Raw genomic sequence first — 24,632 nt, 5'->3', positions numbered from 1 at the left:
GCTCACCCGTATTTCAGCTTCATGGCGATGATGGCGAGCGCGAGCCCAAGCGTGATCGCGTTCGACACGATGATGGGCAGATTGCCGATCAGGCAGCCGAACACGAGCCACAGCGCCACTCCGGTCGCAAACGCCACGTACATGGAAAGCGAGATCGCCCGCGTCTCCTTGTAGCGGATGATGTGCAACGCCTGCGGCACGAAAGCCGCCGTGGTGAGCGTGGCCGCCGTGGCTGACACGAGAATCTCGAGGGACATGTCGCCTGACTAGCGCCTCTCGGGCGGAATGTCGCGCACCATTGCGGCAAAGCGGGCCACCTCCTCCGTGGGGTAGGAGAGATGTACACGCTTGGGCGAGGCGGGGCGCTTAGCGACGCACAAACCGGGCCGCCGCTCGGTCATTGGGCGAATGGGCCGCGGCGCGAAACCGCCGCCGCAATTCGGGCAGACATTATGCAGGACGGTCTCCACGCAGTCGGCGCAGAAGGTGCATTCATACGAGCAGATGCGCGCGTCGGGCGCGTTCGGCGGCAGGTCCTTGTCGCAATATTCGCAGTTCGGCCGAAGCTCGAGTGCCATGTGTGCCTCGTCGCTAGCCGATCGGCGCGGTGGCATGGCGGAGCCAGGCCTTGTCATCGCTCCGCAGCACCGGCTCGATCTCGCGCCTGACGCGCGCGTGATAGGCGTTGAGCCAGGCAAGCTCGAAGGGGAGGAGTTGCTTCGGATCGATGAGGCGGCGATCGAAGGGAACGAGCGTCAACGTCTCGAATCCCATCATGTCGCGTGTCCCTCCCGGGATCGGCTCGGGCGGCGTCACCAGCACGAGATTCTCCAGCCTGATGCCGTATTGGCCTTCGAGATAGAGGCCGGGTTCGTTGGACAGGATCATGCCGGGCTCGAGCTCGGCCGTGCCGAGGCGCGACAGGCGCTGCGGGCCCTCGTGCACGGCAAGATAGCTGCCGACGCCGTGCCCCGTGCCGTGGTCGTAGTCGAGCCCCGCCTCCCATAGCGGCCGCCGCGCGAATGGATCGAGGTCCTGTCCGCGCGTGCCTTTGGGAAAGCGCGCGGTGGCGATCGCGATGTGCGATTTCAGCACCATGGTGTAGTGCTTGCGCATCCCCGCGCTCGGCGTGCCGACGGCAAGCGTCCGGGTCACGTCGGTGGTCCCGTCGAGATATTGGCCGCCCGAGTCGATCAGATAGAGCGAGCCGGGTTTCAGCGCGCGCTTGTTGGCGAAGGTCGGGCGGTAATGCACGACGGCGCCGTTCGGTCCCGCGGCCGAGATGCTGTCGAAGCTGATGTCCTTGAGCTGGCCCGACTCGCGCCGGCAGGCTTCGAGCTTGATCGCCGCCTCGACCTCGTCGATCCGGCCGGAATCGGCCGTCTGGTCGAGCCAGGCGAGAAACCGCGCCATGGCCACCCCGTCGCGCAAATGGGCCTGCCGCGCCCCCTTGATCTCGACCGCGTTCTTGATCGCCTTGGGTTGGACGCAAGGGTCGGTCCCAGGCACGAACTTGGCGCCTTCTGCCTCGAGCAGCTTGGCGAAGCGCATCGGCGCGGTCTCGGGATCGAGCCGCACACGCGCTTTCGCCTGGCCGAGCGCCTTGATCTTGTCCGCGAGCGCGGCCGGTTCGGCGATGTCGACGACATCGCGCAAGTCTCCGCGCACATTGTCACCGACCTTGGCAGGATCGATGAAGAGGGTGGGGCGGCCCTCCGCCGGCACGAGCGCATAAGCGAGCACAACCGGCGTGTGCCTGATATCGCCGCCGCGGATGTTGAACAGCCAGGCGATCGAATCGAGCATGGTGAGCAGAACGGCATCGACCTTGTCCTGCTTCAGGAGGTCCTGCACGTCGCCGATCTTGTCTTTCGCGCTTCGTCCTGAATACTCCACCCCGTGCCGGATGACCGGTGCCACCGACGGCTTCGGCCGGTCCTCCCATAGCGCATCGATCGGGTTCGACTCGACCGGGACGAGCTTGATGCCGTTCCGGCTCAAGGTTTCGCCGAGGCGCTCGATCTCCTTGATGGTGTGGAGCGCGGGGTCGTAGCCCAAAGCCGCATTCTTGTTGAGCCGCTCGGCAATCCACGCCGAGGGCTTCGCCTCCGGCGTCTGCAGCACCTCGAACAGGGCCGGATCGGTTTGCGCGCGCGCCTGGAGGATGTAGCGGCCGTCGACGAACAGCGCCGCCGCCCTGTCGAGAACGATGGCAACGCCGGCCGAGCCAGTGAAGCCGGTGAGCCAAGCGAGCCGTTCCGCCGGCGGCGGAAGGAACTCGTCCTGATGTTCGTCGCTGTGAGGGACGATGAAGCCCTTGAGCCTCCGCGACCTCAACTCGCGCTGTAGTGCCTTGACCCGCTCGACGCTCGCAGCGGGCGCGGCCGCCTCCTCGAAACTCTGATACATCGTGGTCTTGTAAGCTTAAAGCCGCGCTCCGATCAATCGCCGAACGCCTCGCTGCTTGCGACGCCTTATCACCAGCGTCGCCCAGCCATCGAGGACGATTCGCTTTTCGAGGATGAAGCCGAACGCAGAGCTGCGCGCTTCGATCCCTCGCGCCTGGGCGCGGGTGAGACCCGACAGGACCGCCCGCCCGCCTCCCGTCACGCGCCGGGCAAGCTCGGGCGCAAGCTCGTGGAGCGCGCGCTCGAGAAGGTTCGCGATCAAGAGATCGGCTTCGATCTGCCGGAGCCGAGGATGTGCGAACCCTTGCACGCTCACCACTCCGACGAGCGGGCCCGTGCGATTGACGCGTGCGTTCTCGCCGGCGATTTTGGCCGCGACCGGGTCCGCATCGCTGGCAAGGACGTTCCGTTGCAGAGCCTTTGCCGCTGCGATGGCCAGAATTCCCGTGCCGGTGCCGATGTCGAGGATCGTTGCCGGCCGGTTCCGCTTGATGAGATCATCGAGCGCGATCAGGCAGCCGCGCGTGCTCGCGTGGTGGGCGGTGCCGAAGGCTTGGCCCGCGTCGATCTCTATGGCGAGACGGCGCCTCGGAATGCGCCTCCTGTCGTGGCTGCCATGGATGAGAAAGCGCCCCGCTTGGACCGGCCCGCGTTGTCCTTGCGACAACGTCACCCAGTCGGCCGGTCCGAGCGGCTCGATGTGCAAGCCGCCGGGATGGGCCGCCTCGGCGCCGATGAGCGCGATCAGCGCCTCGCGCCGCGGCGGCTCGGCGTAGAGGGCCGAGACCTCGACTTGACCCTCGCCCCGCTCGAACCGGGACACGGCAAGCGCCTGCGGCTCTATCGCCTCCTCGAGCCGAGAGGCAATCGCTTGAGCGGCGTCGGCGCGGACGAGAAGCGTCAGCTGATAGCTCGATTGGACACCGGCCTTAGCGGCCGTTCTCTCGCTCATGGCGTTGCCGGAGCGGCCGAACGGTCGAGCGTATCGACATCCAGCAGCCCGTCCCACAGCCGGTCGAGATGGGCGCGGGCCTCATCGGGCGCGATCGCGCTCAGATTGCCCGAGGCGTCCTTGCGCACGAGCCCGTCGGCAAGCAGGCGACCTAACGCATCGTTGGCATCGAAATCGATCGCCGTGCCGCACCGGTCCGCGACGAAGCGCTGGATCGCTGCCTTGAGATCGGCGAGCGCGTCATGGTGCGACGGCAGCCGCGCGAGAAAGGCGTAGAGCAGCATGTCCTCCTTGACGTCCTCCTCCTCGGCGCTGTCGGCGATCAGCGTCAGCGCGCCGTGGTTGTTGGCGAGGCTGCAGAAATAGAGGTTCTGCGCCAGCATCATCATGTAGCGGTTGCGCGTGTTGAAGAAGCCCATCACCTGGCGGAAGATCACCGCCGAAAGCCCGGCGAGCGCGGCCGCGAGCGCGAGGGGATTGGTGGCGGCGAGAATTTTGGTCGCGGTTCCGGCCACGCCGGCCGCCGTGCCGCCGCCCGCCGTGACGCACAGCTTCAGCTTGTCGAACGGGCGGAACGAGATGCGCGTGTTGGGGAACAGCATCTCGAGATCGACCTGGGGGATGCGCTTGAACACCTTGAGGTAGATCTTGTCGCTCGACACACCGGCCGGCAAATGCCGGCGGCGCTTGCGCGCGATTTCGAGCGCCTTGGACGGGTCGAGCCCCTTGGCCGCTGCGATCTCCGCGGCGAGCGCCTCGAGCGGCTTCAATTTGAGCAGCAGGAACAGCCGCTGAAAGATCGGCACCTCGCAGCGGTCCCTGGCGAGATAGAGCCGCCACGGACTGCGCGTTTCCTGCACCTCGACCGCCGTGCCGCGGTAATAGAGGAGGAGATCGTCGTAATCGATGAGATCGACCTTGAGGCTCAGGCCGTGCGGCGAACGCTCGATGAGGATGCGCTTGAGGTCGGCTTCAGAGAGACGCACATAATTCGCCTGCACGAGCAGCTTCTCGATGCCCTGGATGGTCTCGGCGCGCGCCTTGGCCTGGCCCGCAGCGTCGAGCTCGATCAGGTTCGCCGTGTCGCTGTCGGGGCTGAACGGGAGATAGTCCTCGATGAGGTCGAGCAGGAGCTTGCGGTAGGACTGGTGGCGCCAGGCGGCGAGGCAGTCGAAGGCGCGGTTCCATGCCCGCTCCGAGCCGCCGTCCTCCTTCAGCATGCCGATAAGCTTCGCCCTCAATCCGTACCGGCTGACCGGAATGAAGTGCTCGCCTCTTCCCGCGCGCTCGGTTGTGGACACGAGCGCCGGCACTTGGCGGAGGCGTGCGTTCCGAGCGCTCTCTCCAGGCTGGGTCGCGCTGTCCTGCATGGCGCGGGGGAGCTTAGGCGAACGGGTGGTTCACAATCAAACCCGTGCCGCTTCGCGCCTCCCGATCACCCAGTCGCGCGGAGGTCAGCAAATATGCCCGGCCCTGCCTCCAACGGCGAGCGCCGGGCATGCCGTTATTGCGGCAGAGACTTTGCCTTGGGCGTCGCGAGCGCGGATTGCTTGCCGAAGCAGACGCGCGGGGCGTTCTCCTGCTTGCACGGCGCCCCGGCCGGCGAGCCGCAGACCTGCGCGAGCGAGGCCCTGGGCACGCAGGCCCCGTCAGGCCCGCGCCAGCCGGTGCCGCCCTTGCAGCCGCACCCCTGGCAGCGGCAGGCATCGTCGGCGACAGCGGGTGAGAAGGCAAAGAACGAGAACAGGATAAGAACGAAAGGCATGGCACGCATGGGAACCACTCCCTCTTTAACCCATACCGCCCTAATGTACACGTTTTGTTCTACTTTGGGAATATCCCTTTTGTCGTTGCACACGCCTCCTAAGCGTGAATAATCCGGATGTGCAACCAATGAGGGAGGATCGCAATGCCAGAGGCGCCCAAGACTGACCAGGTCAAGATCGCTCTACTTCAAGCCACAACCGCCATAGTGGGCGATATAATACAGCACACCCCAGAACAATATCACGTGCAGCTTCAAGATCAGATCAATGGGATTATCGACAGGGTCATGACGTCCTTAGTCACAAATTATAACGCGAAAATAAAATGATCTCACGTGCCGTTTTGTGGGGCCGCTGTCTGGCGGCCCCACTTTCATTTCGAGAACCGGCAATGGCGTTTGCGAATACTTCCTGGCATCACCAGTTGAGGCACATCTCTGAAAATTTCTTGAATACGCTGGGATCGCGCTGCGCAGAAAACTTCGCGCCTGGCGCGTCGATGCTGATTCTCTCCGCTTTGTCGGCGATTTCGACGGCGGGCCGTTTGCCGGGCAGGCTTGCCTCGTAACGATAGATCTCGCCGTCTGGCAGATTGGTGCATTCGTTGTCGCCGCCGCAGACGAGCGCCTTAAGCGGGACGTCTTTGCGCCCGGTCTTCGTCTCCACGACGAGCACAATTTTCTCGGCCTTGGCCGTCGTGCCCTTTTCGGTGTTGACCTCGATGCGCGTCTCATCCCTGCCGGTCTCGCCTTCCTCCTGGCCGCAGGTGATGGTGAGCAGGGGCTTCTCCGGCTCACCGTAGAAGAGATAGGCGACCTCGGACCGCTCGACGCTCCAGCCGGGCTCTGCGCTCGCGCTGGAGGCGGAAATGGTCGACGCGGCAAGCATCGTCAGAAGCGCAAGCGCAAGCGGGACGGGCATCGAGCTCAAGCCCGCTCCACGAACGTATCGACCACCTTCTTCTGTCCGGCCTTGTCGAAATCGACGGTAAGCTTGTTGCCGTCGACATGGGCGACGCGGCCATAGCCGAATTTCTGGTGGAACACGCGCGTGCCGACCTCTAGCCCTGCGCCCTTTGCCGTGCTGGCGGCGACGAGCGTGCCGTCGATGGTGATCGGCTCGCGCGCCCTCGGCGATCTCTGCTCGCCGCCGGGCGGGCGATTACGTTGCGCCCGTTGCCAGCCCGGCGTCTCGTAGAAGCCCGCGGCGAACAGATTCTCCGCCGTGTCGAAGCGGCTCGGCCCGTAGCCGCGCAGCCCTTTGTCCTCGGCCACCTCGACGTGATCGATCGGCAGCTCGTCGATGAAGCGCGAGGGGAGCGCCTGTTGCCAGGTGCCGTGGGTGCGGCGGTTTTGCGCGAAGGTGATCTTGGCGAATTTGCGCGCGCGCGTGATCCCGACATGGGCAAGCCGCCGCTCCTCCTCGAGCCCGGCGCGCCCCGATTCATCGAGACTCCGCTGGTGAGGGAGGAGGCCCTCGTCCCAGCCAGGCAAGAACACGGTGTCGAACTCGAGCCCCTTGGCGGAATGCAGCGTCATCAAGCTGACGCGGGCGCCGCCCTCCTCGGTGGTGGCATCCATGACCAGCGCGACGTGCTCGAGGAACCCGGCGAGCGTGTCGAATTCCTCCATGAAACGGATCAATTCCTTAAGGTTCTCGAGCTTGCCTTGCGCCTGTTGCGACCGCTCGGCCTGCCACATGCCGGTATAGCCCGACTCGTCGAGGATGAGTTCGGCAAGCTCGGTATGGCGCATGGTGTCGATCAGCGAGCGCCAGCGGTCGAACGAGGCGACGAGATCGGCGAGCGCCTTGCGCGGCTTTGCCTTGAGCTCCTCGGTCTCGACGATCAGCCGCGCCGCCTGCATCAAAGGCACGCCGCGGGCGCGGGCAAGCTGATGCAGCGCCTTCAGCGTCGACTCGCCGAGCCCCCGCCGCGGCGTGTTGACGATGCGCTCGAATTTGAGGTCGTTCGCCGGGTTGAGCGCGACGTCGAAATAGGCGGTCGCGTCCTTGATCTCCTGGCGCTCGTAGAAGCGCGGACCGCCGATCACCCGATAGGGCAGGCCGAGCGTGATGAAGCGGTCTTCGAAGGCGCGCATCTGGAACGAGGCACGCACGAGGATGGCGATCTCGCTCAACGACTGGCCTTGGCGCTGGAACTGCTCGATATCCTCGCCGATGACGCGCGCCTCTTCCTCGTCGTCCCAGCATCCCTCGACCACGACCTTCTCGCCGTCGTCGCCGTCGGTCCGAAGCGTCTTGCCGAGGCGCCCCTTGTTGTGGGCGATCAGGCCCGATGCCGCGGCGAGGATATGAGCCGTCGAGCGGTAGTTCTGCTCGAGCCTGATGATCTTGGCGCCGGGGAAGTCGGTCTCGAACCGGAGGATGTTGTCCACCTCCGCGCCGCGCCAGCCGTAGATCGACTGGTCGTCGTCGCCGACGCAGCAGATGTTGCCGTTGCCCTGCGCGAGCAGCCTGAGCCAGAGATATTGCGCGACGTTCGAGTCCTGGTACTCGTCAACCAGCATGTAGCGGAAACGCTGCTGATATTTTTCGAGCACGTCCTGGTGCTCCTGGAACAGCCGCAGATTCTCCAGAAGCAGGTCGCCGAAATCAGCGGCGTTCAGTTCCTTCAGGCGCCGCTGATAGGCCGCGTAGAGGTCGCGCGCCCTGCCGTTGGCGAAGGCGAAGCTCTCGCCCTCCGGCACCCGCTCGGGGCGAAGCCCGCGGTTCTTCCAGCCGTCGATCATGGCAGCAAGCAGCCGCGCCGGCCAGCGCTTCTCGTCGATATTTTCGGCTTCGAGCAGCTGCTTGATGAGCCTGATCTGATCGTCGGTATCGAGCACGGTGAAGGAAGGCTTGAGATCGACAAGCTCGGCGTGTCGGCGCAGGATCTTGACTCCGATGGCATGGAAGGTGCCGAGCCACGGCATGCCCTCGACCACGCCGCCGATCAGCTCGGCCACGCGCGCCTTCATCTCCCGCGCGGCCTTGTTGGTGAAGGTGACGGCGAGGATTTCCGAGGGACGGGCTCTTCCCAAGCTCAAGATATGGGCGATGCGGGTGGTGAGCACCCGCGTCTTGCCGGTACCGGCGCCCGCGAGCACGAGAAGCGGCCCGTCGAGCGTCTCGACCGCCTCGCGCTGCTCCTCATTCAGCACATCGAGATAATGCGCCGGCCGCCGCCGCATGGCGCGCTCTGAGATCGGGCGCGCCTCCTCCGCATCCTCCTCTGGAGCGGGCAGGGCGCCTTGTACGGCGCTTGAGCGAATCTTTGTCATGGACCTTGAAACTATACCATTGGCGCGGGCCGACAAAAAAAGACGACCCTCGTCCGGTGCGGCGATGAAGCGGAGCTAGGGCCGGCAAAGACCGGTTGCAAGCCGTGCGCCCGGTTTCGAAGTCAGTTCTGTGAAGCCGACAAAAAATCGCAGGATAACGCCGCTAATAAAAGTTGCAGTGCAGCAATTGCACTGCCAAAAAGGTTTTCTGCCAAATCAAACGGGAGAGGGACATGCTTCAGGCTTTGCGCATGGGTGTAGTTGTCTTTGCTGCAGCGGGATTTGCGTTTGCATCCTTCGGTGCGATGCCCGCCAAGGCCGGTTGCCAGCTGATTACGGCGACCCACAGCGCCGCCTCCAAGGCCGAAGCCGCCCAGAGCTCGCGCGCGCTTGCCCTGCAAAGTGCCTATGAGCTGAAGCGCTCACGGGGCTGGAGCTATGTGTCTCTGAGCGCCCGTAAGGTGAAGGGCGATCCGTTCTGGAAGATGGTGCGGCCCAATGGCGTGCCGGCCGATGCCCAGCTCAAGCCCGACCTCGTGACCGGCCGCTTCTACACGACGTGCTTCACGGGCGTCGTCGTCCCTTACGTCTGCACGACGGGCTCGACGGTGTGCGGCAACTAGCGCGAGAGGTCCAGGTCCATGGCTTTCGGTGAGGCGTCGCTTCGCGCGTCGAGGGCGTTTCTGACGGCGCTTTGCACCCTTGGAGTGGGCGTCGTAGGCACCCTTGGGCCGGCCGAAGCCGCCTGCCAATTGGTGACGGCGACGGCGAGCGAGGGCTCGCCCGCCGAAGCCGCCCGGACCTCGCAAGCCCTCGTGGTGCAGAGCGCCAATGAGCTCAAGCGGGCAAGGCGCTGGGCTTACCTGACCTTGTACGCCCATAGGGTGAAAGGCGATCCGTTCTGGAAGGCGGTCAGGCCTAATGGCGTTCCACCCGAGGCGCAGATCAAGCCCGACATCGTGACCTCGCGCTTCTACACCACCTGCTTTACCGGCGTGGTCGTCCCTTACGTCTGCACGACGGGATCCGCCGCCTGCGGCCAATAATCCTCCACGCGAAGCCCGCGATCAGCATGTGACGGGCGCTTCAATTTGGCGCCCCAACCCTGCCACAGGCCTTGGTAAGCTGTTTTTCAAGCTTACATGTTGCAATGAACAGGCAAGGGCAAAGATAGCATCGTGTTTCCCAACTACACTCTGCCTGAGCGCGTGGCCGACGGGTGCATCCACGCGATCGGCATCACCGCGAGCCTGATCGCTCTCATCGTTCTGATCGTCATCGGCGTGCAATCGCAGATGACGCTTTGGATCGTGAGCCTCGCCATCTACGGTGCGGCGCTCGTCGCCATGTTCAGCTTCTCGGCCTGCTACAACCTCATCATGCATCCGCCAAAGCTGAAAGAGGTGTTTCGGCGGCTCGACCACGCCGCGATCTTCCTCATGATTGCCGGCACCTACACGCCATTCGTTCTGATCAAGATGAACAACGCCTGGGGACTCACGCTGCTCGCCGTGGTGTGGACCATCGCCTTGATCGGCATCGTCATCAAACTCGCCATCCCTCGTTTCCTCGAAGGCCTGACCGTCGGACTCTATCTCGTGCAGGGCTGGGCGATCGTCGCGGCCTGGCACCCGCTGGTGACGGCCGTGCCCGCTTGGGTCGCGATCCTGCTCGGTGTCGGTGGGCTGCTCTATACGATCGGCGTCGTGTTCCATCTTTGGGAGCGGTTGCCCTACCAGAACGCGATCTGGCACGGCTTCGTGCTTTCGGCGGCAAGCTGCCATTATGCCGCCGTGCTCGGCGTGGTCGGCTTCTAGGCAAAAAGCCCGAGCTTTTCGCAACCATCACCCCTTAGAATGGCGTCCATGACCACTGGGTTCGTAGACGCGCGGTTGCGCGCGCCGGGCGAGGACAAAGAAGCCCTGTTCGCCACTCTTGCTGCGCGCTTCGGCAATCGCTTCTCGATGAGCCAGGCGCTCAGAGAGCAGCACGCCAACACGCTGACCTGGCTCATGCTCGAGCCCCCGGACGCCGTCCTGTTCGCCGAGACCACGGCAGAGGTTGCCGACGTGGTGAAGCTCTGCGCCAAAGCCCGCGTGCCGATCATCCCATTCGGCACCGGCACCTCTCTCGAGGGCCATGTCAATGCGCCGTTCGGCGGGCTTTCGCTCGATCTGTCGCGCATGAACCGCGTCCTCGCCGTACACGAGGCCGATCTCGACTGCACGGTCGAGCCGGGCGTGACGCGCAAAGCCCTCAACGATCATTTGCGCGACTTGGGTCTGTTCTTTCCCGTGGACCCCGGGGCCGACGCGAGCCTCGGCGGCATGGCGGCCACCCGCGCCTCGGGCACCAACGCCGTGCGCTACGGCACCATGCGCGAGGCGGTGCTTGGACTTGAGGCCGTGCTCGCCGACGGCAGCGTCATCACCACCGGAGGCCGGGCGAGGAAATCGGCCGCGGGCTACGACCTCACCCGCCTCCTCGTTGGCTCTGAGGGCACGCTCGGGATCATCACCGGGCTCACGCTGAAGCTCCACGGCATTCCCGAGACCATCCTCTCCGGCGTCTGCCCGTTCGAGACCATCGCAGGCGCCTGCAACACCACCATCGCCGCGCTCCAGATGGGCCTTCCGCTCGCCCGCATCGAGCTTGCCGACGAGGTGCAGATCAGGGCCTGCAACGCCTATTCACACCTTTCGCTTCCCGAGGTGCCGACGCTCTTTCTCGAGTTCCACGGCACGGCCTTGGGCGCGCGCGAGCAGGTCGAAGCCTTCTCCGAGATCGCACGCTCCGAAGGGGGAGGGGAACTCGTATGGGCCGAACGCCCCGAGGACCGCAACAAGCTTTGGCAGGCGCGCCACGACGCCTATTGGGCGGCGCGCGGGCTCAGGCCGGGCGCCGAGTTGCTCACCACCGATGTTTGCGTTCCCATCTCGGCGCTCGCCGCCTGCGTCGTCGAAACGCGCGCCGATGTCGATCGCCTCGGGCTGCTCGCCCCGATCGTCGGCCACGTCGGCGACGGCAATTTCCACGTCATGCCGGTGATTACCCCGGAGGAGCGGGGCAAGGCGCGGGAGTTCGTCGATCGCCTGGTCGAGCGGGCGCTAAAATTTGAAGGCACGTGTTCGGGCGAGCACGGCATTGGGGAGGGCAAGATCGCCTATCTTGCCGCCGAGCACGGGCTCGGGGTGGGCGTCATGACTGCCATAAAAAAGGCGCTAGACCCGTTGAATATCCTCAATCCTGGCAAGATTTTTGCGTTAGCATAGCAGGGCGTCGCGGGGGCCAGGGCCGGCCGGCGCTGTCTGCGTTTGCCTGGTGGGCTGCGCGGCTCTCATCCAGGCCTTGGAAACAAGAATTGAACTCGTTTCTGCTCGCTCTGACGGCATTACTGATCTTGGTGCTGAGCGCGCTGTTCGCGGCGCCGCTCTTCATCGATTGGAATGACTATCGCCCCGCCTTCGAGACCCAGGCGACAAAGCTGCTCGGGCGCGAGGTCAAGGTCGGCGGCAAGGTCCATCTCGTGCTGCTTCCGGCGCCTGAGCTCAGATTCGACGACGTGAAGGTGGCCGACGAGTCGGGCAGCCTCGACAAACCGCTGCTCGAAGCCCGTACCTTCGAGGCGTGGCTCAATTTCGGCGCGCTCCTTTCTGGTACCTTCGAAGCGCGCAAGATCTCACTCGTCGATCCCGTGCTCCGTCTCGACGTCAGAGATGACGGCACCGGCAATTGGCGCGGCGTGGGACGGAAGGGCGTGGCGCTTCCCTTCGCGCCGAAAGAGGTGATGCTCGATTCGATCAGTGTCACCGGCGGCAAGATCGAGATCACCAAGAACGGGGCCCCGCGGATCGTGCTCGAGAGCATCGCGGGCGAGGCGAGCGCCGCCTCGCTGTCCGGACCCTACAAGGTCACCGCGACCTACAGTTTCGAAGGCCGCACGCAGGAGCTTCGCTTCTCCACCAGCGAGCCTGACGCCGCCGGATTGTTCCGCGTGAAGTCGGCCCTGCGCGATCCCGAGCGCAACACCACCTATCTCCTCGACGGCGACGTGACCGGCCTGTCGGCGACGCCGTCCTATGACGGCACCATCGTCGTGCGCGTGGCGAACGAAGCGGGCGGGTCGGAGCCCGGCACCGAGCCCGAGACGGGAGAGGAACCGCACGCGGCCGCGCTTCCGGCCGACAACGCTTCCTATTTCGAACTCAAGGGTCCGCTCAAGGCGACGCCCGATCGCGCCGAGTTGCCCGACTTCGATCTCACCGTCCACGCCAAGGGACGCCCGCAGATCATGAAGGGACGGCTTACCCTCGACTTCGCCGATACCTTCAGAGCCGACGGGTCGCTCGAGGCGCGCTGGGTCGACCTCGACGCCTTGTTCGGGAGCCCGGCCGGAGAAGCGGGCGAGCCTCACTCTCCCGCCGAGGCGCTTTACATGGTGGCCGACGAGGTGCTGAGCGACGCCGCGCGTTTCGGCAACGCCAAGCTTGCGGTGAGCGTCGAGCAGGCGGGACTCGGCGGCGATCTCGTCGGCGATCTCGATGTCGCGCTCACCTCGGCCGGCGGCGACGTGACGGTTGAGCGCCTCAAGGCGACGCTCCCCGGCAAGAATCGCATCGATGTGACCGGCCATCTCACCCACGGCGCGTTCGGCCCCGTCTTCGCCGGCCCGGTCGGGCTCGACGGCTCGGACTTGCGGGCTCTGAGCCGTTGGGGCTCCGGCGACCGCGAGGTGTCCTCGCAGGCCACCATGGGCAATTTCTCGCTTAAGGCGAATGCCAAGGTCGGCGACGGCGAGCTCACGCTTTCCGGCGTACAGGGCGAGGTGAGCGGCACCAAGTTCCGCGGGGCGCTGAGCCTCAAGGGCGGCGAGCGGAACATGATCGAGATTTCTCTCGACAGCGACAAGCTCGATCTGCGCGAGCTCTTGGGCGACGGTCCGATCTGGCAATCGTGGTTGTCCACGAAGACCGCCGCCAAGGACGGCGCCGTTCCGGGAAGCAATCAGAACCTGCTCGCCTCGCTTCGCGACGACGACGTGCGCGTGACGCTGCATGTCGGCGAGCTGCTCATGCCGAATATTCCCGCGGGCCGTCTCGACGCGGGCTTCACCTTGATCGGCGATACTTTCGATTTGCAGAAGCTCGACTTCGCCGCCGCCGACGTGGTCGCGCTCAACGGCAAGGGCCATGTCGAGCGTTTGAGCCAGGGGCCCTCGGGCGGGGTCGACTTCGGTCTGAAGGCGACCACCGCCGACAGCCTGCGCGTTGTCGCCCAGCTTTTCGGATTTCCCGAGAGTGTCAGCCAGTCCAAGCATCTCGTCTCGCTTGCGCCGCTCGACATTCACGTCGGTCTGGTCGCGGCAAAGGAGGGTGACGGCACCAAGGCCTCGATCGACCTCGACGGCAAGGCTGGCGGCTCCGACGTGAGCCTGATCGGCCGCGCCGTCGGCGATGCGGCCAAGCTCTCCGAGGCGATGATCGACCTCGACGGCAGCGTGACTGGTGACCGGCCGCAGGCCTTGCTCGTTCTCCTGTTCCCGGACCTTCCCGCCGAGCGCCTTGCTGCGGCAAGCGGAGGCCCCGGCACGCTCGCGCTTCAGGTCGAGGGCGTGCCCAAGACGAAATTGGCGGGCAAGGCCTCGCTCGACACCGCGACCATGAAGCTCACGCTTGCAGGCCAAGGCTCGGTGCAGGACGGCGGCGCGAATTTCAACGGCAAGGCATCGCTCACGAGCCGGGACGCGAGCCTCGCCCTCATGCTGCTCGGCTTCGAGGCACCGCCCTCCGCCGCCGGCGTTCCGCTCAGTCTTCACGCCGATATCGCCAAGCAGGCCTCGAGCATCGATCTCGCCGCGGTCGGCGGGACGGTGGCCGGCCAGCCCGTTGCCGGCAGCGCGCATTTCGATACCGGCGGCGCCAAGACGCGATTTTCCATCGGGGCGAGTTCCGACTACGTGTCGCTGCCCTCGCTGCTCGGCGTGCTGGTGGCCTGGCAGCGCACGCCCTCGACCGAGGAGATGCTGGGCGCGATCGGCTCCGGCGCCTCGACCGTTTGGCCCGCGCGCGGCTTCTCGCTTGGGATTTTGGACAAGGCGGAAGGCGACATCGCGCTGAACGCCAAGACGCTCTCGCTCGGGGCGCCGTTCCAGGTGTCGAGCGCCACCCTCAAGGCCACGGTGGACAAGAAGGGGCTGAATGTCACCAGTCTCGGCGGGCGCCTGTTCGGTGGCAGTTTCGCCGCCACGGGAGGCTTGTGGCCGCGCGGCACGGGCGCCGAGCTTGAGGCCAAGGCCGAGCTCAAGGGCGGCAAGCTCGATATGGCGTCGGAGGCCCTGATCGGCAGCGAGCTTGCCAAGGGTCTGTTCAACTTTGCCGTCTCCGTGCAGGGCGAGGGTTTGAGCCCGCCGGGTCTCGTTGCCGGCTTGAGCGGCGAGGGGGCCCTTTCGCTCGGCGCCGGCTCGGTAGAGGCCTTGAGCGCGGGGCCGCTCCGCAAAGTCGCTCTCACCGCCGAGAAGGGGATCAAGGCCGACAAAGAGGAAATCGCCGCCGACGCGCGCGCGCTGCGCGAGACCCTGACCAAGGGCATCTATCGCTATCCGGCGGCGCAGTTCGCCTTCGAGGTGAAGAACGGCACGGTCAGGCTTGCTCCGGCGACGCTCGCGACGGCAGGCGCAGCGACCAAGATCGATTTCTACCTCGAGCTCGCGAGCCTCAAGGTCGACAGCGAATGGGCCGTGAGCCTGACGGGTGCCGAGAAGGACGTACCGCCCGTCGCCCTCGTCTTCGCCGGGTCGCTCGACAAGGCAAACGAGATTACGCCTCAGGTCGATACGGCGGCGATCGAGGAATATCTGACTGTGCACCGCATGCAGGAGGACGTTGAGCGTTTGGAGACGCTCGACGTCAGTGGCCGGACCCAGGTCCCGGTCGGTCCCGAGCCGGAGACGCCGGTCGTCGAGCCCGAGGCCGAGACGACCCCGCCGCCGGAGACGTCCGAGCCGCCGGCGTTGCCCGCCGCGCTCGACCTTCCGCCACCCGCACAAAACGCCGAGCAGCCTGCGCAGCCAGCCGAAGCCGCGCCGGCGGAAGGTCCGAAGCCGCGCGCCGAGGGTGTGCTGCCCAACAGGCCAAGCCTCCAATCGGCCCCTTCGGGAGAGGTCGCACCGCCCGCGATCGATGCGATGCGGATGCCGGTCCCCAATACGAGCGAAGGCGAGGGCTCGTTGATGCCGGCCTCGACCGCGCCCGAGACGCCCGCGGCGCTTCCCCCCGATCGGCCGGCGAAGCCGCAGGCTGCGTTGCCGGCCGAGGAGACCCCACCCCCACAACCCGCGCCTGAGGCCGCGCTCCCGTCTGAGCAAGCAGCCCCGCCGGCTGCGCCGGAGACGCTGCCTTGGGAGCAGACCGCGCCCGCTCAGGCTCCTCCCGCGGAAGCAACGACGACGAGCGAGGCCGATCAGGGAACGCCGGCGCCGGTCGAAGCCGTGCCCCCGGCGCGCAAGCGCGCGGTGGGCAAGCCGAGACGCACCATCCCGCAGGAGGCACGCGATGCCTGGAAGAAGGGCATCAGCATTTTCGGCTTCTAGCCCTGCACGGCGTTACGCTCCCGGCCTGCCCGCGCGCATCCTTCGCAGCACGTAAAGGCGAATAGCGGCCGAGAGGCTCGAGTCTCCGGCTCCCGCGCCCCGCCTCTGGTCGATCTCGCCGACGAGACTTGCGATCGACTTTCCCTCATCGCGGGCGGCATCGGCCAGAGCCGACCAGAACTCGTCCTCAAGCGAGATGCTGGTGCGATGGCGCGCAATGGTGAGCGAGTGTTTGTTCTTGCGCCTTGCCATGGGCTTAAGGAAACCGGCTAAGACTTCGGCGCAATCATGTCCTCGGGCCTGACCAGCCGGTCGAAGTCCTCGGCGGTGACGTGGCCGAGCCTTACCGCCTCCTCGCGCAGCGTCGTGCCGCGCTTGTGCGCGGCCTTGGCGATTTCGCTCGCTTTGTCATAGCCGATGTGAGGGGCAAGCGCCGTCACCAGCATCAGCGAACGCTGCATGTGCTCCTTGATGCGCTCGCGATTGGGCTCGATGCCGACGATGCAATTGTTGGTAAAGCTGTCGGCGACGTCGGCGAGCAGCCTGATCGATTGCAGCATGGCGTAGGCAAGCAGCGGCTTGAACACGTTGAGCTCGAGATGGCCCTGGCTCCCGGCAAAGCTGATCGTGGCATGATTGCCCATCACCTGGGCTGCGACCATGGTGACCGCCTCGCACTGGGTCGGGTTCACCTTGCCCGGCATGATCGAGGAGCCTGGCTCGTTCTCCGGCAACAGGATCTCCCCGAAACCTGAACGGGGACCTGAGCCGAGTAGCCTTATGTCATTGGCGATCTTGAACATCGCCATGGCCACGGTGTTCAGCGCGCCGTGCGCAAAAACGTAGGCGTCGTGCGAAGCGAGCGCCTCGAACTTGTTCTCGGCGCTGACGAAGGGGAGCTTCGTCATCTCGGCGATGTTGGCGGCGAACAACTGGGCAAAACGGGGATGGGCATTGAGCCCGGTTCCGACCGCGGTTCCCCCTTGGGCGAGCTCATAGAGGCCGTGCAATGAGAGTTTTACCCGCTCGATGCCGTGGTCGATCTGCGCCGCATAGCCGCCGAATTCCTGCCCTAGTGTGAGCGGCGTGGCGTCCTGCATGTGCGTGCGGCCGATCTTGATAATGTCCTGGAACGCCTCCGCCTTGCCTTTCAGCGCTTGATACAGGCGGGCAAGCGCCGGATTGAGCCGGTAGGCGATCTCCTCGGCCGCCGCGATGTGCATCGCCGTGGGAAATGTGTCGTTCGACGATTGGCCGAGATTGACGTGATCGTTGGGATGGACCGGGCGCTTCGAGCCGAGCACGCCGCCGAGCATCTCGCTCGCGCGGTTGGCGATCACCTCGTTCAAGTTCATGTTGGTCTGGGTCCCGGAGCCGGTCTGCCAGACGACCAGGGGGAAATGCTCATCGAGCTTGCCGTTGATGACCTCTTCGGCGGCGGCAGCGATCGCTTCGGCGAGCCGCTTGTCGATCAGGCCAAGCTCGAGATTGGTCAGCGCCGCGGCCTTCTTAACCATGGCCATGGCCCTGATCAGGGGTTTCGGCATGGGCTCGTCGCCGATTTTGAAATTGCGCCGCGAACGCTCGGTTTGGGCGCCCCAATAGCGATCGGCGGGCACTTCGATCGGGCCGAACGAATCGGTCTCGGTGCGCGTTGAAGGGGAGGGGTTGAGACCTTTAGGGGAGGCGGGCATGCTCACGTTTCCCTTATCGATGGCATTGCGGTCAAGCGCCGTTGCGTTTGGCGGGGCCGTTGACGGGTGTCTATCGGGGATTTGGGGGGCTAGGCTATAACATCGCGCAAAAGGGTGGGAGAACGCGCTCGTACCTTGCGTTGCGGCCTTCTGCCGAGGAGCGCCCAAAGCTTCCGGTGCAATGCGGTCCGAGAACTTGGGTGAGGAAGGCTTGTGGCTGAAGTAGCAGCGAAGTTGGCACTGCCGGCCCCGCGCGCCGAGCGCATATCCTTGCTCTTGGCCCGCTGCGCCGCCGTCATCGTGCTTGCCATCGGCGCGCTTGCGCTCACCGCGTGGCGGCTTGGCATGCCTGACGCCCTTCCGGGTCTTGCCGGCATGACGCCAAATGCCTGCGTCGGCACCATGGCCGCGGGCTTTGCCCTGTTCTGCTTCACCTTCAGACCGCTCAGGCCGCTTGCCCGGATTATCGGCCTCGCCCTCATCCTTCTCGGGCTTCTCGTCTTGTGCGAGGATCTGCTCGGCTTCGACCTCGGATTGGACCACGCGCTGTTCCCGAGTTTGACGCCCGAAGCGGACGCGCCGCATGCCCGCATGGCCCCCGGTATCACCGGGTCTCTCATCCTGTTCGGGCTCGCGCTCCTCTATGCCAAGCGGAGCCGCCCTTCCTCTGCCTTCAGCCAGGTGGTGACCATCATTGTGCTGGCGCAGGTCCTCATCGTGCTCGCGGGCTTCGCCTATGGCGTCGCCACCTACTATTACCCGTTCCCCTTCACTTCGATGTCGATCTACGGCGCCACGAGCGCCTTCCTACTCGCGCTCGGCCTGCTCGCGGCCTCGCCCGAGTATGGCGTCGGCGCGGCCATCGTCGAGCAATCGCCGGCGGGCGAGATGCTGCGGCGGCTCTTGCCGGGCATCCTCGTGCTGCCGCTCGTGATCGGCTGGTTCGCCCATCAGGCCGAGGTGCACACCTATTACGACAGCGCCGCTACGCTCGCCATCTTTGCCGTCGCGAGCATCCTCGTGCTCGCCGTGTTTGCTTGGACGACCATCGGGGCGGTGCGGCGCGCCGACCGCGACCGCAACGCCGCGCTGATGGAGCTGCGCGGACAGCGCGAATGGCTGAGTACTACCCTCGGCTCGATCGGCGACGGAGTGATCGCCACGGATCCGAGCGGGAGCGTGCTCCTGCTCAACCGGGTCGCCGAGCAGATGACCGGCTGGACCGTGGCCGAGGCGCGCGGGCGGCCGATCTGGGAGGTGTTTCGCGTGATCGATGCCAACACCCGCAAGCCGGTCGACGACCCGGCGCTCAAGGCGCTGCGCGAGCGGGCGGTGACGCGGCTCGAGTCGGGCGCCCTTCTCATTACCCGCGACGAACGCGAGATCCCGGTCGAGCATAGCGGCTCGCCGATCTTGGGCTTCGATGGCTCGCTTGCCGGGGCCGTGCTCATCTTCCGCGACGTTACCGAGCGAAGGCGCACCGCTCAGCGCCAGACCATGCTGGTTGGTGAGCTCAATCACCGCGTCAAGAACGCGCTCGCCATCGTGCAGTCTCTGGTGCAGGCAAGTCTGCGCCAGGCGACGAGCCGCCCCGCTCAGGCCATGGCGCAGACGCTGGCCGAGCGCCTCCAGGCGCTGCATCGCGCCCACGATCTCCTGCTCGAATCGCAATGGTCGGGCGCGAGCCTCAAGGCCATGGTCGAGCGCGAGCTCGATCCCTACCGGCGCGAGGGCGGCCCCAAGATCGCGATCAAGGGACCCGACGTGCTGTTGCCGCCGGCGAGCACCTCGATCCTCGCCATGACGCTGCACGAGCTTGCCACCAACGCGGTCAAATACGGCGCGCTTTCGCACAACAACGGCCAGCTCGGCATCACGTGGAAGCTCGGGCGCGGTAATCGCCTCCTGCTGACCTGGGAGGAGAGGGGAAGCCTCCACCCCGCACCGACCAAGCGCGGCAGCGGCTTCGGCATGCAGCTCATCGACAAGGGCATCCGCCACAATCTCGGCGGCGAGACCAAGCTCGAATTCCGGCCGGCCGGTCTTTATGTCGAGATGAACGTGCCGCTCGAGCCGTCGAAGGAGCCGCGCGCGAAACCCCAGCCGGCGCAGGCCACCGCCTAGAGCCTATTCCAGCACCCCGATCTCTTCGTTGGCGTGGCGCAGGCGCTCCGAGAACTCGCGCGTCAGGTTGCTCAAGATGGTGATCATGACGTTGGGATGCTCGGCCGCGAGCGCGTGCAGCTCCTCCACTCCGAGCCCGTAGCAGATCACGCGCTCGTTGGCGACGATATCGGCCGAACGCTTGCCGCCGTCTAGCAGCGCCATCTCGCCGAAGGTGAGACCGGGGCCGATCGAGGCCACGCGCTTCCTCCGCTCGCCGCGACCCGGCACCTTGATCTCGACGCTGACCGTGCCGCGCGCGAGCACGAAAAACAGCTTCGCGTCGTCGCCCTCGCGCATGATGACGTCGCCCTTGTCGAACATGAGCGGCCTGATGATCGATTCGATCAATCGGCATTCGGCGGGCGAGAGCCCCTTGAAGAGGTTGATCTCGGATACGGCGAACTTGGTGCCGAGATCGAACGGGGCGCCGGTGAGCAGCCTGTCCTCGCACCATTCGAGCGCCGTGTCCGTGTCGCGAAACAGTTGCACGCGCCCGTCTTCGCTTTCGGCAAGCGCCTTGATGAGGCTCTCGAGCGGGCCGTTTTCGGCGATTCCCGCGAACACGAGCTCGGTCTCGCCTTGCGCCATGGCGCGCGCCACGCGCACGATCAACTTGCGTGCCGAGCGGTCGGCAAGATGCACGCGCTTGAAGTCCACGATCACGTAGCGCGCCTCGGCGGCGAGATGCATGAGCCGGCGCAGGAGCTGCTCGGTCGAGCCGAAGAACAGGGCGCCTTGCGCCTCGATCACCGCGATTCTCGCGCCCTCCTTTGCCAGCACGGCACGCTCTTCCGGCGTGCGCAGGCGGTTCGAGCGCACCAGATCGGCGCGATAGTCGCGTCTGATGACGCTGCGCACATTGGTGCGGTTGTTGAAGGCGTGCAACTCGAACTCGTTGGAGATTTCCTGGCACACGCGGATGCCGCGCACGCTGTTGCCCTGCCTGTCGATCGGCGGCGAATAGACCGAGATGCCGATCTGGCCCGGAATGACGGCGATGATGCAGCCCGACACGCCGCTTTTTGCCGGCATGCCGACCTCATAGGCCCACTCGCCGGCATAGTCGTACATGCCGCAGGAGTTCATCACCGTCAGCACGTCGCGCACATATTGCGCGTCGAACACGGCCTTGCCGGTCAGCGGATTCTTGCCGTCGTTGGCGAGCGTCGCCGCCATGATGGCGAGGTCGCGGGCCGTGACCTTGACCGAGCATTGGCGGAAGTAGAGGTCGAGCACCTCGTTGGGGTCGCGGCTGATCATCGCCGTGTTGAGCATCATGTAGGCAATGGCGCGGTTGCGGTGGCCGGTGGCGAGCTCGGAATTGAACACGGCGTCGTCGATCTCGAGCTTGCGGCCGGCGAGGTCCGAGAACAACTCGAGCATGTTGGCGATGCGCTTTTCTTGCGTGTCGCCGAGCATCATCTCGGCGACGGCGATGGCCCCGGCATTGACCATGGGATTGAACGGGCGGTTGGCGACCTCGTCGAGCACGATCGAGTTGAACGCTTCGCCCGTGGGCTCGACGCCGACCTGCTCGAGCACGGCGGGCCGTCCGTAATGCTGGAGCGCGTAGCCGTACATGAACGGTTTGGACACGGACTGGATGGTGAAGGGAACATCCGCATCTCCCACCGCGTAAACCTGGCCGTCGACGGTGGCGATGGCGATGCCGAACAGCTCCGGATCGACCTTGCCGAGCTCGGGAATGTAGTCGGCGGGGTTGCCGCCGGACACCGCGGACACGCGCGCGTGGAGCTCGGCGAGATAGTCCTGCACGGGGGCGAGCGCAGCCTGGAGAGGGCGCCCGATCGGCTCGATCTTGTTCACTAGGCTCCCCCCGCTTGGCCCGGCGCCCGCGAAACAGGCGGAGAAATCTAGGCAGAAATCGTGCCAGATGAAAAGCGAGGTGAAATCAGAGCCTGCACAAAAGAGGCGTCAAAGTTTGCCCAATTCTTGGGCACCGAGTGGGGGAAAGCCAGACAAAGACTACTTCTTTCGGAACCGGTCGAGATGGACGACTTCAGCCGGCGGCCGCGACATCACCACTTCGGCCGGCGGCTGCTCCGTCTCTTCCTGTTGAGGCTCGGGTAGCCCGCGCGGCTCCTCCGGCTCGCCCGCGAGATCCGGAAGCGCCGCGGCGAGATGCTGGCGCGCCGAATCGTTGGCGGCGCCGGGCTTGCCGAACTGGAGCCCGAACTGCGCCGACGGATCGTAGAACGCCTTGACCGCGCTGAACGGCACGACCAGGCGCTCCGGAACGTTGGAGAAAGAGAGCTTCACCTCGAAGCGGTCGTTCGACACCTGCAAGTCCCAGAACTGGTATTGCAGGACGATGGTCATCTCCTCGGGATATTGCTCCTTGAGCCGTTTGGACACCGAGACGCCCTCGGCGCTCGTATCAAAGGCGATGTACAGATGGTGCTCGCCGGGCAGGCCCTCGCGCTGCACCCGCGCCAATACCTGACGCACGACGCCCCGCAGAGCATCCTGCGTGAGAAGATCGTATCTGATCTTGTCCTCTGCCATGAAAGGCCGCCGCTTCGTCCTTTTGCGACGCTCGAGGCAGTCACCCCGTTAAAGTGGAGGGCTTCTGTTGCCCGGTGCCCTCCGAAACCGCGCCTAACCCCTGCGAAGGGGAGAGGACTTGATTTTCAGGCTATCGCGCCGCTTACGCAGCGAGAGCAGCCTCCGCATAGTTGTCGTTGGCAACTATTTGGTTGGCCCGATAACGGCGGAACCATGCCGGGCGAAAGCGCATCCTTTACACCCTCGTCGATCCTATTTCGGCCCCTTGTTCAGAACCCGGAAATCAGAAGCCGGAAACCAGAAGTGCAGTTAGGTTCGATCCTGCAGTCTCAACGTTCTGGCTTCTGGTTTCTGACCTCTGGCTTCTGAATGGTGGAGCCGCCGGGTACCGCCCCCGGGTCCGAATGGCTTATTACGAAGGCCGTTTATCGCCATAGTCGGCTTGCGCCGACAAACCCAATATAAGCCTCCACGGCGGCGAAAAAAAGATTGACGGCTCCGATACCCCCAGCGTCCAGGCGGGTTCCGAATCGGATGCGAGAGGGTCAATTATTTGCGCTTGATCTTGACCACGGCGCCGCTCCAGGCGTCGATCCAGATCTTGATTTTCGCGCCGTAGGAATCAAAGCCGACGACCTCCCAGACGCCGTCGTCGAGATCGATGTCCTTGATCATCACGACACCGTAATGGAAGGCGATATTGCGCGCCCCGTCGACGGGGACGGCGACCGGCCTTGCCGCGGCCGGAACGGTGAAAAGCAGGCTGAGCGCGACAACAAGGGGAAGGAAACGCATCGGAGCGACTCTCCTTGAGGATCAGAGGTTGTGAATAAGAGGCGGGCCGTCTTGCCCGCTCGCCTCATGAGGGCCAGATCATAGGGTAAGATTCGGAGGAAGGAAGATCACCTTTGCGACAATATCTCGACCTTCTCGCCCGGATTCGCCATGAAGGGCTCCGGAAAGGGGACCGCACCGGAACCGGCGCCTTAAGTCTGTTCGGCGCCCAGATGCGCTTCGACCTGAACGAGGGCTTTCCGCTCCTCACCACCAAGAAGCTGCACGTCAAGTCGATCGTCCACGAGCTGCTCTGGTTCCTGCAAGGCTCGACCAATGTGCGTTATCTGAACGAGCACGGCGTCACCATCTGGGACGAGTGGGCCGATGAACAGGGCGAACTCGGCCCGGTCTACGGGCGGCAATGGCGCTCCTGGCCCGCGCCCGACGGAAGGCACATCGATCAGATCGCCAATGTCGTTTCCAGCTTGAAGCGCGATCCCGATTCGCGCCGTCACATCGTGTGCGCCTGGAACGTCGGCGAGCTCGACAAGATGGCGCTCCCGCCCTGCCACTGCCTGTTTCAGTTCTACGTGGGCGAGGGGCGTCTCTCCTGCCAGCTCTATCAGCGTTCGGCCGATATGTTCTTAGGCGTGCCCTTCAACATCGCCTCCTACGCGCTGCTCACGCTGATGATGGCGCAGGTGACCGGGCTCAAGCCTGGAGAGTTCGTGCACACCTTCGGCGACGTGCATCTTTATCTGAACCACCGCGATCAGGCGGACGAGCAGCTGAAGCGAAAGCCCCGCCCGCTGCCGCGCATGGAAATCAATCCCGAGATCGCCTCTCTGTTCGACTTCGCCTACGAGGATTTCAAGCTCGTGGGCTACGACCCGCACCCGGCCATCCGCGCCGAGGTCGCGGTGTGAAACCCATCATCGCGCTCGTCGTGGCCATGGCCGAGAACGGGGCCATCGGCCGGGGCGGGGATCTGCCCTGGCGGCTGTCGAGCGATCTCCGCTATTTCCGCAAGATCACCATGGGCAAGCCGGTCATCATGGGGCGGCTCACTTTCATGTCGCTCCCCCGCGTGCTCGACGGCAGGCTCAACATCGTGCTCACCCGCAACGCCGCCTTCACGGCGCCGGGCGCGGTGATGGCCTATAACCTCGAAGAGGCGCTCGATGTGGCGCAGAAAGCCGCCGCAAAGTCGGGCGCGGAGGAGATCATGGTGATCGGCGGCGAGGACGTGTTCCGCGCCGTGCTCCCGCTCGCCTCGCGCATTTATCTCACCGAGGTCCACGCCTCGCCGCACGCCGACACCTGGTTTCCGCCGCTTGACCACGGCGAGTGGCGCGAAGTCTCACGCGAGCGCCATGAGCCGGGGCCGAAGGACGAGCACCCCTTCAGCTTCGTCGTGCTCGACCGCATTCCGCCCTTATAGCCTTTGCGGGTTCCCCGCATTGCGCCGCGAAGG

General features: G+C 65.2%; 21 protein-coding genes and 1 other RNA gene. 8 read left to right on the top strand and 14 right to left on the bottom strand.

Going from position 1 to position 24,632, the window contains the following annotated elements; translation table 11 throughout:
• Nucleotides 1–2 precede the first annotated feature (2 nt).
• From VFB18_RS15475 to VFB18_RS15440, 8 genes are all read right to left on the bottom strand, one after another.
• The gene (locus VFB18_RS15475; protein WP_324977338.1) at nt 3–257 is read right to left on the bottom strand and encodes a SemiSWEET transporter; all 255 of its coding nucleotides are present in this window, start codon (nt 255–257) and stop codon (nt 3–5) included.
• Between the two features lie 9 nt (nt 258–266).
• A complete protein-coding gene (locus tag VFB18_RS15470) occupies nt 267–578 on the bottom strand; it encodes a DUF1272 domain-containing protein (RefSeq protein ID WP_324977336.1) in 312 nt (103 codons plus the stop codon).
• 13 nt (nt 579–591) lie between these two features.
• Nucleotides 592–2,409 (bottom strand): aminopeptidase P family protein, encoded by a 1,818-nt coding sequence (locus VFB18_RS15465; protein WP_324977333.1) that lies wholly within the window; start codon nt 2,407–2,409, stop codon nt 592–594.
• A gap of 15 nt (nt 2,410–2,424) precedes the next feature.
• On the bottom strand, nt 2,425–3,360 hold the full coding sequence (locus VFB18_RS15460) for a 50S ribosomal protein L11 methyltransferase (RefSeq protein WP_324977331.1): 936 nt from the start codon (nt 3,358–3,360) through the stop codon (nt 2,425–2,427).
• Complete coding sequence (locus tag VFB18_RS15455; protein WP_324977329.1) at nt 3,357–4,661, bottom strand: DUF3754 domain-containing protein; 1,305 nt, start codon at nt 4,659–4,661, stop codon at nt 3,357–3,359. Before VFB18_RS15455 ends, VFB18_RS15460 begins: the two co-directional genes overlap by 4 nt.
• 203 nt (nt 4,662–4,864) lie before the next feature.
• Nucleotides 4,865–5,134, bottom strand: a complete 270-nt coding sequence (locus tag VFB18_RS15450) for a hypothetical protein (protein ID WP_324977327.1) — start codon at nt 5,132–5,134, stop codon at nt 4,865–4,867.
• Between the two features lie 409 nt (nt 5,135–5,543).
• On the bottom strand, nt 5,544–6,047 hold the full coding sequence (locus tag VFB18_RS15445; protein ID WP_324977325.1) for a hypothetical protein: 504 nt from the start codon (nt 6,045–6,047) through the stop codon (nt 5,544–5,546).
• Between the two features lie 5 nt (nt 6,048–6,052).
• Nucleotides 6,053–8,407 carry an ATP-dependent helicase gene (locus VFB18_RS15440; protein ID WP_324977322.1) on the bottom strand — a complete coding sequence of 785 codons (2,355 nt, stop codon included), beginning with the start codon at nt 8,405–8,407 and terminating at the stop codon, nt 6,053–6,055.
• Nucleotides 8,408–8,658: 251 nt separating this feature from the next.
• Between VFB18_RS15440 and VFB18_RS15435 the strand changes: the two genes are divergently transcribed.
• The 5 genes from VFB18_RS15435 (at nt 8,659) to VFB18_RS15415 (ending at nt 15,995) form a co-directional block, all read left to right on the top strand.
• Nucleotides 8,659–9,030 (top strand): hypothetical protein, encoded by a 372-nt coding sequence (locus VFB18_RS15435; RefSeq protein ID WP_324977319.1) that lies wholly within the window; start codon nt 8,659–8,661, stop codon nt 9,028–9,030.
• An 84-nt stretch (nt 9,031–9,114) separates the two neighbouring features.
• Nucleotides 9,115–9,453: a hypothetical protein gene (locus VFB18_RS15430; RefSeq protein ID WP_324977316.1), complete on the top strand. Its 339-nt coding sequence runs from the start codon at nt 9,115–9,117 to the stop codon at nt 9,451–9,453.
• A gap of 132 nt (nt 9,454–9,585) precedes the next feature.
• Nucleotides 9,586–10,224, top strand: coding sequence for a PAQR family membrane homeostasis protein TrhA (gene trhA, locus VFB18_RS15425; protein WP_324977313.1), 639 nt, complete (start codon nt 9,586–9,588; stop codon nt 10,222–10,224).
• Nucleotides 10,225–10,263: 39 nt separating this feature from the next.
• The gene (locus VFB18_RS15420; RefSeq protein ID WP_414675811.1) at nt 10,264–11,679 is read left to right on the top strand and encodes an FAD-binding oxidoreductase; all 1,416 of its coding nucleotides are present in this window, start codon (nt 10,264–10,266) and stop codon (nt 11,677–11,679) included.
• A gap of 89 nt (nt 11,680–11,768) precedes the next feature.
• Entirely contained in the window at nt 11,769–15,995 is a 4,227-nt protein-coding gene (locus VFB18_RS15415) for an AsmA family protein (protein ID WP_324977307.1), read from the top strand.
• A 12-nt stretch (nt 15,996–16,007) separates the two neighbouring features.
• Here the strand turns inward: VFB18_RS15415 and VFB18_RS15410 are convergent, their stop codons facing one another.
• Entirely contained in the window at nt 16,008–16,247 is a 240-nt protein-coding gene (locus VFB18_RS15410) for a ribbon-helix-helix domain-containing protein (protein ID WP_324977304.1), read from the bottom strand.
• Between the two features lie 17 nt (nt 16,248–16,264).
• Nucleotides 16,265–17,689: a class II fumarate hydratase gene (gene fumC / locus VFB18_RS15405; protein WP_324977301.1), complete on the bottom strand. Its 1,425-nt coding sequence runs from the start codon at nt 17,687–17,689 to the stop codon at nt 16,265–16,267.
• A 213-nt stretch (nt 17,690–17,902) separates the two neighbouring features.
• Between fumC and VFB18_RS15400 the strand changes: the two genes are divergently transcribed.
• Nucleotides 17,903–19,813: a sensor histidine kinase gene (locus VFB18_RS15400; protein WP_324977299.1), complete on the top strand. Its 1,911-nt coding sequence runs from the start codon at nt 17,903–17,905 to the stop codon at nt 19,811–19,813.
• A gap of 3 nt (nt 19,814–19,816) precedes the next feature.
• Here the strand turns inward: VFB18_RS15400 and glsA are convergent, their stop codons facing one another.
• The 4 genes from glsA to VFB18_RS15380 form a co-directional block, all read right to left on the bottom strand.
• Complete coding sequence (glsA, locus tag VFB18_RS15395; RefSeq protein ID WP_324977296.1) at nt 19,817–21,682, bottom strand: glutaminase A; 1,866 nt, start codon at nt 21,680–21,682, stop codon at nt 19,817–19,819.
• A 159-nt stretch (nt 21,683–21,841) separates the two neighbouring features.
• Complete coding sequence (locus VFB18_RS15390; RefSeq protein ID WP_324977294.1) at nt 21,842–22,381, bottom strand: SspB family protein; 540 nt, start codon at nt 22,379–22,381, stop codon at nt 21,842–21,844.
• Nucleotides 22,382–22,433: 52 nt separating this feature from the next.
• Nucleotides 22,434–22,872: a transfer-messenger RNA gene (ssrA, locus tag VFB18_RS15385) on the bottom strand.
• A 58-nt stretch (nt 22,873–22,930) separates the two neighbouring features.
• Nucleotides 22,931–23,176 (bottom strand): hypothetical protein, encoded by a 246-nt coding sequence (locus tag VFB18_RS15380; protein ID WP_324977291.1) that lies wholly within the window; start codon nt 23,174–23,176, stop codon nt 22,931–22,933.
• A gap of 113 nt (nt 23,177–23,289) precedes the next feature.
• Here VFB18_RS15380 and VFB18_RS15375 point away from each other — a divergent pair, with 113 nt between their 5' ends.
• Complete coding sequence (locus VFB18_RS15375; protein ID WP_324977288.1) at nt 23,290–24,084, top strand: thymidylate synthase; 795 nt, start codon at nt 23,290–23,292, stop codon at nt 24,082–24,084.
• A complete protein-coding gene (locus VFB18_RS15370; protein ID WP_324977285.1) occupies nt 24,081–24,599 on the top strand; it encodes a dihydrofolate reductase in 519 nt (172 codons plus the stop codon). The genes VFB18_RS15375 and VFB18_RS15370 overlap by 4 nt, the downstream gene beginning before the upstream one ends.
• Nucleotides 24,600–24,632 lie beyond the last annotated feature (33 nt).

Source organism: Methyloceanibacter sp. (genome assembly GCF_035650995.1).
GTDB lineage: Bacteria > Pseudomonadota > Alphaproteobacteria > Rhizobiales > Methyloligellaceae > Methyloceanibacter.
This window is presented reverse-complemented; position numbering and strand designations above follow the sequence as displayed.